We start from the raw sequence: 7,740 nt of genomic DNA on the forward strand, positions 1-7,740 counted from the left end.
AACGCGGAGCGCACGGGCGGCGTCGGCCGCCGCCCGCGGCCGGCTCAGCGCTCCACGATGCCGTCCGCGGTGACGGAGACGGCGACCGGGTCGCTCAGCACGAGCTGACGTGGGTCGCCGCCCGGGTCGACCTCGACGAACGCCCGCACCTCGTAGTCGCCCTCGGGCAGCTCGGTCTCGTACGTCGTCATGCCCCCGGTCTCGGGACCCGGCACGCAGTGCGACAGGAGGCCGGCCACCGCGTCGAGCCGCTCGCCGCCCGCGGTCTCGACGGGCGCGGCGTCGGCCAGGGCCGGCAGCTCGACCACGACGTCGCCCTGCGTCCAGACCGTCGCCGGCGGGCTGACGTGCACCGCGCCCGCCGGCCCGGTCAGCGTCACGGGCAGGAACCGGTCACCGTTGTGCGACGGCTCGCCGCCGGAGGTGTCCGTCAGCTCGCCCGCGACCTCGAGCGTCCAGTCGTCGCCGACGGGGACCAGGTCCGCTGCGGGCATGCCGCACGACCAGTCCGTCCCCTCGAACCAGGGCGGCTGGTAGCCGTCCTCGTAGGGCGCACCCGCGCCGCCGGACCCGCCGTCGTCGGTGGGCCCGCCGCCCGGCTCGGACTCGCCCGGAGCGGGTTCGCCCGACGGCGAGGCCTGGCCGGTCGGCTCCGTGCTCGGGGTGGCCGGCGCGCTGGTCTCCGCCTCCGGCGGCGGGTCGGCCTGGCAGGCCGTGGTCGCGACCAGCGCGGCACTCACCACCACCGCCGCCGCCAGCCGGGACATCCGTGTCGTACGCATGGCTGCTCCTCGTCCGGGCACCCCAGCGGCGCCCGTCATGACCTGTGACGCCCGGGCGCCCGGGACCGTTGCCCCGGGCGGGGCGGGCCGGTCAGGCCGCGCCGACGGCGAGCGGCACCGGCGCCACGTGCACCGGGAAGTTCACCGACCGCGAGATGAAGCACATCGCGTGCGCCTTGTGGTGCAGCGCGGCCACGTGCTCGTCGGTGGCGAGCTCGCCGGCGTCCGCCACGACGCGCGGGTGCAGCGTCACGTCGGTGAACGCGCCCTCGCCCCGCGACTCCACGCGCATGGTGCCTGTCGCCGCGTCCGTGTACTCCCGCACCACCAGGCCGGACTCCGCCGCCAGGTGCAGGAACCACAGCATGTGGCACTGGCTCAGGCTGACGACGAACAGCTCCTCGGGGTTGTACCGGCCCGGGTCGCCCCGGAACGCCGGGTCCGCCGAGCCCAGCAGGGGCGGCTTGTGGGCCAGGTCGATCTCGTGGTCGCGCGAGTACGCGGTGTACGAGGACGTACCCGTGTCACCCGCGCCGGTCCACCGCACCGTCACGGCGTAGTCATGCGTGGCTCCGCTCATGGACTCACCCTAGGGTGCGCCCGGCCCGCAGGCCATCACTTCGCCCCGCACGACACGCCGCGAGTCTCAGGCCGAGGCGGCCGCCTTGGCCCGGCTGGTCTTGCGGGCCGCGGTCTTGCGCTTGGCCGCCCCGTTCGTCGGCGGCAGCACCGGGACCTCACCCGCCCGCGCGTGCCCGTCCAGGATCTCCGCGAGGTAGGTGCCCGTGTGGCTCTCGGGCACCTCGGCGACGACCTCGGGCGTGCCCTGCGCGACGACGTTGCCGCCGCCGCTGCCGCCCTCCGGGCCCATGTCGATGACCCAGTCGGCGTTCTTGATGACGTCCAGGTTGTGCTCGATCACGATGACCGTGTTGCCCTTGTCGGCCAGCGACTGCAGCACGCCGAGCAGGCGGCGGACGTCCTCGAAGTGCAGGCCCGTCGTCGGCTCGTCCAGCACGTAGGCCGAGCGGCCCGAGGACCGCTTCTGCAGCTCCGCGGCGAGCTTGACGCGCTGCGCCTCGCCGCCGGACAGGGTGGGCGCGGGCTGCCCGAGCCGCACGTACCCGAGGCCGACGTCGACCAGCGTGGACAGGTGCCGCGAGATGGCCGGGAACGCCTTGAAGAACTCCGCGGCCTCCTCGATCGGCATGTCCAGCACGTCGGCGACCGTCTTGCCCTTGAAGTGCACCTCGAGCGTCTCGCGGTTGTACCGCGCGCCGTGGCACACCTCGCACGGCACGTAGACGTCCGGCAGGAAGTTCATCTCGATCTTGATCGTGCCGTCGCCCGCGCACGCCTCGCAGCGCCCGCCCTTGACGTTGAACGAGAAGCGGCCGGGGCCGTAGCCGCGCACCTTGGCCTCCTCGGTCTCCGCGAAGATCTTGCGGATCCGGTCCCAGACGCCGGTGTAGGTGGCCGGGTTGGACCGCGGCGTGCGGCCGATCGGCCCCTGGTCCACGTGGACCACCTTGTCGAGCTGGTCCAGGCCCGTCACGCGCTTGTGCCGGCCGGCCACCCGGCGAGCGCCGTTGAGCTGGTTCGCCATGACCGTGTACAGGATCGAGTTCACGAGCGTCGACTTGCCCGAGCCCGAGACGCCCGACACCACGGTCAGCACGCCCAGCGGGAACGACACGTCGACGTCGCGCAGGTTGTTCTCGTGCGCGCCCACGACCGTGACCTGCCGCTTGGGGTCGACAGGCCGCCGCTCCACCGGCACGGGGATCGAACGGCGCCCGGCGAGGTACGCGCCGGTGAGCGAGTCCTGCTGCTCCAGCAGGCCGGCGTAGTCGCCCGAGTGGATGACGACGCCGCCGTGCTCGCCCGCGCCCGGGCCGATGTCGACGATCCAGTCGGCCGCGCGGATCGTGTCCTCGTCGTGCTCGACCACGATCAGCGTGTTGCCCAGGTCCCGCAGGCGGGTGAGCGTGTCGATGAGCCGGCGGTTGTCGCGCTGGTGCAGGCCGATCGACGGCTCGTCCAGCACGTACAGCACACCCACCAGGCCGGAGCCGATCTGGGTCGCGAGCCGGATGCGCTGCGCCTCGCCGCCGGACAGCGTGCCCGCGGGCCGCTCCAGCGTCAGGTAGTGCAGCCCGACGTCGAGCAGGAAGCCCAGGCGCGCGTGGATCTCCTTGAGCACCTCGGTGGCGATCTGCGCCTCGCGCACGCCGAGCTCGATGCCCTTGAGGAACTCCGCGGCCTCGCCCACCGGGAGCCGGCAGACGTCGGCGATCGACAGACCGTCCACCTTGACCGCGAGCACCTCGGGCTTGAGGCGCGCGCCGCCGCAGGTCGGGCACGGGACCTCACGCATGTAGGCCTCGTACTTCTCCTTGGACCAGTCGGAGTCCGTCTCGCGGTGCCGCCGCTCCAGGAACGTCACGGCGCCCTCGAACCCGGTCGAGTACTGCCGCTCGCGGCCCCAGCGGTTCTTGTACTTGACGTGCACCTTGTGGTCGCGCCCGTGCAGGATCGCCTCCCGGGCCCGCGCCGGCAGCGCGCGCCACGGCACGTCCATGGAGAACTTCATCTCCTCGGCGAGCGCGGACAGCACCCGCTCGAAGTACTCCGACGACGTCTGCGCCCACGGGGCGACGGCGCCGCCGCGCAACGTCTGCTCGTCGTCCGGCACGATCAGGTCGGGGTCGACCTCCAGGCGGAAGCCGATGCCGGTGCACTCGGGGCACGCGCCGTAGGGCGCGTTGAACGAGAAGGTGCGCGGCTCGATCTCGTCGAGCGCCAGCGGGTGCTCGTTGGGGCACGCGCGCTTCTCGGAGAACTTGCGGGTGCGCGTGGTGTCGTCGATGTCGGCGTCGACCAGCTCGATCATCACCAGGCCGTTCGCCAGGGCGAGCGCGGTCTCCACCGAGTCGGTGAGCCGGCGCTGCACGCCCTCGCGCGCCACGAGCCGGTCCACGACGACCTCGATGTCGTGCTTGAGCTTCTTCTCCAGCGCGGGCGGGTCGGTCAGCTGCACGACCTCGCCGTCGACCCGGGCTCGCGAGAAGCCCTTGGCCTGCAGCTCCTTGAACAGGTCCGCGTACTCGCCCTTGCGGCCGCGCACGACGGGCGCCAGCACCTGGTACCGGGTGCCCTCGGGCAGCTCCAGGATCTGGTCCACGATCTGCTGCGGCGTCTGCGACTGGACCTTCTCCCCGCACACGGGGCAGAACTGGGTACCCGCGCGGGCGTACAGCAGGCGCAGGTAGTCGTAGACCTCGGTGATGGTGCCCACGGTGGAGCGCGGGTTGCGGTTGGTGGACTTCTGGTCGATCGACACCGCGGGCGACAGGCCCTCGATGAAGTCGACGTCAGGCTTGTCCATCTGACCCAGGAACTGGCGGGCGTAGGCAGACAGGGACTCGACGTACCGGCGCTGACCCTCGGCGAAGATCGTGTCGAACGCGAGCGACGACTTACCCGAACCCGACAGCCCGGTGAAGACGATCAGACGGTCCCTGGGGAGGTCCAGATCGACGTTCTTGAGGTTGTGCTCACGGGCACCGGAGACGACGAGACGATTGCTCACAGAGGCATCCTAGGGCGCACCACCGACATTCGCACGCCTGTTCTATGGATCACACTGGCAGACTCGTCACACCCGCGTCGTTCAGCGGATCGCGCGGCCCTCGACGGGGCCCGAGCGGCGCACGCGAGCCTGCAGGTCCAGGGCGCGCAGGAGGTCCTGCTCGTGGGCGTAGGAGCCGTCGACGAGCCGCCGGCGGACCGTGACGACCTCCTGCGCGTACTCGGCCGCCGGGTCCGCCATCCCGAGGTCGAGGTGCACGGAGACGAGGTTGGTCAGCGCCGCCGCGAGGCCCGGCAGGTGCACGTCGGGGCTGCGCCGGGCGAGCTCGCGGCGCAGGCGCACGGCCTCCGTCGTCGGCTCCACGCCCTCCTTCAGGCGCCCGGCGTCGATGAGGGCCGCGCCGAGGTTGAGCAGCGCGTTCGCCAGGGCGGGCTCGAAGCGGCCGGGGTCCTCCCCCGCGAGCCGCCGGAGCCGCTCCACGGCCTCCTTGGTGGGCGCCACGGCGTCGGCGGCCCGGCCGAGCTCGGCGTAGAGCACGCCCAGGTTGGACAGCGAGTGGGCCAGGTGCTCCTCGCCCGGCTGCCCCTCCTCCGCGAGGCCGCGCCGGATCGCCACGGCCTCCTGCTCCAGCGGCAGCGCCTCCTCCGGCTCGCCGGCCCGCGAGTGCGTCACCGCGAGGTTGGAGAGGGACGCCGCGAGCATCCGGCGGTACCGCGCCGGGTGCTCGCGGGCGAGGCGACGGCGCAGCAGCACGGCCTCCCGCTCGAGCGAGACGGCCTCGTCCAGGTCGCCCAGGCGCGACTTGACCGCGCCGAGCGAGGCGAGCGTGTAGGCGAGCGTCCAGGTGTGCGTGGCGGGGTTCTCCCGGACCAGCTCGCGCCGGACGGCGGCGGCCTCGGTGAGCGGCCCCACGGCCTCCCGGTCCCGGCCCAGCGCCGCGTAGGCGTTGGCCAGGTTGGTCAGCGCGAACCCGAGCTCGTTGCGGTGCCGCTGCGGCGCCTCCAGCACCATGCCGCGGCTGAGCTCGACGGCCTCCAGCGCGAACGGCACCGCCTGCTGCGGCCGGCTCTCGGTGAGCGTCACCGACCGGTTGGACAGCGCGGTGGTCAGGAACACCGCCCACTGCCGCGGGTCGCGCTCGACCAGGTTGCGCAGGATCGGGAGCAGCTCGGCGAAGGTGTCGTCCTCCTCCTGGACCGTGCCCGTGTCGTTCTGCACCACGTTGAGGCTGATCAGCACGCGCGCCATCTCGGCCTCGCACCACGACCGGTCGCGCTCGGGGGCGGCCCGGACCAGCTCGAGCGCCTCCCGGTGCGCGGCCAGCGCGGCCTGGGTGTGCCCGGCCCGCCAGCGCGCGCTGCCCATGGCGTTGATCGCCGAGACCAGCGCGGTGCGGTAGCGGTCCGGGTCGCCGGCGGCGATCCGCCGCCAGGCCTCGACGCCCGCGTCCAGCACGTCCAGCGACTCGGTCACCCGGGCGACGTCCCGCAGCGCGGTGCCCAGGTCGACCAGCGCCTCCGCGCGGCCGACGGCGTCCCTGGCCACCTCGACCAGCCGCTCGCCGCGGTGCACGTCGTCGATCGAGGCGTCGACGACGGCGCGCCGCTTGAGCAGGAAGGCGGCCCGCAGGGCGCGCGCGTCGTCCCCGGAGGAGTCGGTGGCCCGGCGCAGGAGCTCGCCGGCCAGCGCGGTCGCGGCCGGCACCTCGGACAGCTCGGCCTCCAGCCGCCGGGCGACGCGCACCACCCGCAGGGCGCTCCTGCGCGACAGGCCCCACGTGCACGAGCCGACCAGGGAGACCGACCGGCCGAGGCGGTCGGTGACGAGCAGGTCGCCGAGGCGGTCCGGCCCGGCGGGGCTCGGGCCGAGCTCCGCGACGACGGCGGGCAGGCCGAGCAGCCAGCGCGCGCCCACGCGGGCGGGCACGCCGGGCACCACCCGGCGGAGCACGTCGCGCGCGCCCGCGGTGTCGTCCACCCCGAGCAGGCAGGCCGCCGCGACGACGTCCTGCACCTCGTCCGGGCTCAGCTCCAGGCCGGCCTCCCGGGCCGACCTGGCCCACGAATCCGCGGCCGCCGTCAGGAGCCCGCGCACCGGGTTGGGCTCGTCCTCCGGGACCGGCACGCCCGTGCCCGCGAGGGCGGCGAGCGCCGCGGCCGCGTGCAGGTCGACCACGCGGTTGCCGCGGTCCGGCTCCTGGGCGGGCACGACGCCGGGGCCCGGGTCCCGGACGCCGAGGTGCCCGGCGAACGCGGCGAGCGCGGCCTCCAGCACGGCGGTGTCCGGCAGGTCGTGGGACAGCGACAGGTCCAGCGCCGTCTGCGTGGCGTCGCCGGGCTCGAGCTGGGCCCACAGCGCGGAGCCCCAGCGCAGCCGGCGCAGCCACTCCCCGGCGACCCGGGCGAGGAGGAGCACGCGGGTGCGGCCACGGGCGGGACGGGCCAGGACGTCGAGCATCGTGCCCAGGCCGAGCCGCGTTGCGGCGTCGTCGACCACGAACAGGACGTCGCCCTGCGGGCGCGCGCGGACCGTGGCGACCTCGCGGCCGATCGGCACCGGGACGACCGTCCAGCCGGCCTGGCCCAGCCGGTCACCGAACTCGCTCGCGAGGCGCGTCTTGCCGAACCCGGCGGGCGCGACGACGAGGCGCAGCGCGACCGGCGCGTCGGTGTCGGCCCACCGGCCGAGGTCGTCGAGCTCCCGCTCACGGCCCATGAACGGGACGACCGCGCGGGCCGGGTCGAGCAGGACGGCCGGCCACCGGGCGCCATCGCCCGGGACGGCCTGGACCGCAGCCGGGAGCGAGCCACGGCCCACCGCCGAACGGGCGGCCCGGACCGCGGCAGCCAGCCTGGTCGAGACGTCCGAGACCACCACGATGAGCAAGTCAACCGGACGAACGTCCAGGTCTGCAAGAGGGGGGAGCACACTCGGCCGCCCCGGTAACAAAGCGGGTGAGGACAGATCGGAGCCAGTCCGACAATGCGGGCAAAAGTTGCATACCGCCCCCGATCACGACATCCTTCCCTCGGCCGGGTGAGAACCCGGCCGATCCACGACCGCACGGACGAAAGGCAGGCACGTGAGCCTGAACCTGAACAAGCTCGTCGACAAGGCCTACAAGGACCAGAGCATCGCCGCGATCCTCGCGGCGCCGCCGTCGGCGCTGCTCGGCCTCACGCCGAAGCACGACGAGATGCTCGCCGAGCTCAAGATCAAGACGGTCGCGGACCTGGGCAACTGGCAGCACGCCGTGCACGCCCAGGCGCTCGTGACCCTCGCGGACGCCGAGGTGCCCGCGATCGCCGGCGACAAGTAGCACCCGCCGCACCGGTCACGCACGAGGGCGCCCGTCCACCGCACGGT

The 7,740-nt window shown here is 73.9% G+C and carries 5 protein-coding genes; 1 reads left to right on the plus strand and 4 read right to left on the minus strand.

Annotated elements, in window-relative coordinates; translation table 11 throughout:
• Positions 1–44: 44 nt before the first annotated feature.
• The 4 genes from ACFU5G_RS14850 to ACFU5G_RS14865 form a co-directional block, all read right to left on the minus strand.
• Positions 45–782, minus strand: a complete 738-nt coding sequence (locus ACFU5G_RS14850) for a hypothetical protein (protein WP_377245803.1) — start codon at positions 780–782, stop codon at positions 45–47.
• A 91-nt stretch (positions 783–873) separates the two neighbouring features.
• A complete protein-coding gene (locus ACFU5G_RS14855) occupies positions 874–1,362 on the minus strand; it encodes an OsmC family protein (RefSeq protein ID WP_377245806.1) in 489 nt (162 codons plus the stop codon).
• Positions 1,363–1,428: 66 nt separating this feature from the next.
• Positions 1,429–4,374 carry an excinuclease ABC subunit UvrA gene (gene uvrA / locus ACFU5G_RS14860; protein WP_377245808.1) on the minus strand — a complete coding sequence of 982 codons (2,946 nt, stop codon included), beginning with the start codon at positions 4,372–4,374 and terminating at the stop codon, positions 1,429–1,431.
• Between the two features lie 81 nt (positions 4,375–4,455).
• On the minus strand, positions 4,456–7,251 hold the full coding sequence (locus ACFU5G_RS14865) for a tetratricopeptide repeat protein (protein ID WP_377245811.1): 2,796 nt from the start codon (positions 7,249–7,251) through the stop codon (positions 4,456–4,458).
• 205 nt (positions 7,252–7,456) lie between these two features.
• On the opposite strand from ACFU5G_RS14865, the gene ACFU5G_RS14870 reads away from it, so the two are divergent.
• Entirely contained in the window at positions 7,457–7,693 is a 237-nt protein-coding gene (locus ACFU5G_RS14870) for a hypothetical protein (protein ID WP_020014780.1), read from the plus strand.
• Positions 7,694–7,740: the final 47 nt, after the last annotated feature.

Origin of the sequence: Promicromonospora sp. NPDC057488, from assembly GCF_042802395.1 — a bacterium.
Classification (GTDB): Bacteria; Actinomycetota; Actinomycetes; order Actinomycetales; family Cellulomonadaceae; genus Promicromonospora.

Bases quoted from the DNA above. Each gene is read 5' to 3' on its own strand.
- ACFU5G_RS14855 (WP_377245806.1), bottom strand. From the start codon at position 1,362: ATGAGCGGAGCCACGCATGACTACGCCGTGACGGTGCGGTGGACCGGC.
- ACFU5G_RS14850 (WP_377245803.1), bottom strand. From the start codon at position 782: ATGCGTACGACACGGATGTCCCGGCTGGCGGCGGCGGTGGTGGTGAGT.